The organism is Mesotoga infera, assembly GCA_011045915.1.
GTDB classification, from domain to species: Bacteria; Thermotogota; Thermotogae; order Petrotogales; family Kosmotogaceae; genus Mesotoga; species Mesotoga infera_D.
This window is the reverse complement of the sequence record DSBT01000171.1, coordinates 1-2003: the sequence shown is the minus strand read 5'-3', so window position 1 is coordinate 2003 and position 2003 is coordinate 1. Positions and strand designations below refer to the sequence as shown.

Genomic DNA, 2003 nt, shown 5'->3' with positions numbered 1-2003 from the left:
TCATCACCTCGGTGCAAGCTTTTTGAGTCTATACCTTGTTTTCCCTTGCACCATTATACCACATTATTCGCCTGTACTTCACTATTCATGCGCTTTGTACGCTTTTTCAGGAAGCCCTAAGTAAGGAAGTACTTCAATAAGGTTCTCTGCTTTAAGTCCTTTTTTCAAGAGATTTTTGAGAGCCAAATTCCTCATCCTTCCAGAAAGAGTAGACTGATCCCCTGTAAGCTGGAACAGTCTACTCCAGCATTCAAAAGTGTTTTTTAAGAATCATAAGGTGCCTAGTTATTACATCCTTCTCCAAAATCTGGAATGTCGAAGCGGTAAGGAACGTCAATTACTTCATGAACAAGCACATCGTTTTCCATTCTCTTTACGATATCTGCTCTTAGACCTTCTTCCAGGTTGTTCGCCACAAATATGTAGTTGTATGGGGAGCTCTCAAATGGAGGAACAACCCATGCGGCTGTGAACTTGTCAATGTAGAGCTCGTAGATCTCCTGGTAAAGACCTGACTCCATAGCTTCCTTGTATTCCTCGGGAACTTCGTAACCCCTGGGCTTGTCAAGGTAAATCCAGTTTGTGAATCTCTCGGGGTATATCGGAACTAGAAGTCCCTGTGGATCCCAGTCGTCTGGATGAAGCGTTCTTGACATTTTCTTCCAGTCGTAGTCATATGGGGTGTCCTTTCCGAAAGTCTCAATGTACCAGTCAACGTTTTCAGGAGTAATGAAGGTCTGCATTGTTGACATCATCGTTTCGGGAACGGTAGGTTTCCAGCCGTTCTTCATGTCGTATACAGTAACGGCCTGCCTTCCGGCCATCCAGAATCCGTAAATTCCAGCGACAACGTCGAGGCTTCCATCCTTGATATCGACGAGGTTGGACTTGTTAGCATCGGTTGTGACCTGGAAAACATGGTCCAATCCGGCCTCTTCACAGGCAATGGCCGCGCCAACATTCATGCTGGTATTTGCGCCGAATATTCCGTCTATCCTGTCACCGAACTTTGCGATCCAGTCTTTGGTGACAGAGTAACCCTTGTCTCTTATGAAGTCAGCATATTCTTCACCGATGACCGTGATATTCGGGAAGTTCTCCATGAGAGCCGCTTTGTAGCCTCTAACTCTGTCGTTACCTGCTTTGGAGCCGGGGAATCCCCAGAGAACGCAGGTCTCGCCCTCTCCGTTGAGAAGTCTTCCCATTTCCAGTCCGCCAAGATAACCATCGACATAAGCGTCAGGCCCAATGAACTGACCGTAGTATGGGCCGGCGTCTAGCGGTGTCCACCAGTCGGCTATCTCTAGGATGTTCGCGTAATAGACTTTCTCTCTGTTGACGAAGTTCGATGCCTGAATAACGGATTCGATTGTTGGGGAGTAACCGAATATCATTTTGACTCCTGCGGCAGCGAAGGACTCGATCTGGAACAGGAACTTTTCAGGGCTCCTGTCATCGCTTGCTGCTATGTACATGTTTCCAAGAGCTTCTACAGACTCCCTTGCGCCTTTGTCAAAGGTAAGGAAGAAGTCGTTTGCCATCTGTGCATACGTGCAAACCATTGTTTCCGTTGAAAGTGCAGTGACACCAAACAAAGCAATTACAACAATTAACAAAACACTGAGTTTCTTCACCTGTACCATCCTCCTTCAAAAGAAGTACTCTAATAGATCAAAACACTTACACAAATAGCTGATTTTCCTCTTGCCAACCTCCCTTCAAACAAATCAAAGAATGATTCTTATCTTGTATTCGCCGCCGTAACCTTCGCCGTAGAAATCGGTCTTCAATGCGTGCAGTTGTCCTTTGAAATAACGGTTTCCAACGGGAGTCTCCCACTTCTTGCCATAGGCCTCAGTTACGTCGCCAGTGATTTCTCCGAGCTTCCCATAACGAGGCATCAAAACGGGGGTAGGACCGTCAATTGCGAAAGGCGGGTAATGCCATGTCCCCTTGTTCAGAAGGACGCCTTCATTCGGTCCAATGAGGAAGGCTCTCGTCTT

At 46.7% G+C, this 2003-nt stretch carries 2 protein-coding genes; both read right to left on the bottom strand.

The genetic code is table 11. The annotated features are described in order from the left end of the window. Positions 1-281 precede the first annotated feature (281 nt). Entirely contained in the window at positions 282-1634 is a 1353-nt protein-coding gene (locus ENN47_06080; GenBank protein HDP77739.1) for a sugar ABC transporter substrate-binding protein, read from the bottom strand. Positions 1635-1727: 93 nt separating this feature from the next. After that, on the bottom strand, positions 1728-2003 hold a 276-nt coding region (locus ENN47_06075), incomplete at its 5' end, for an ureidoglycolate hydrolase (protein ID HDP77738.1).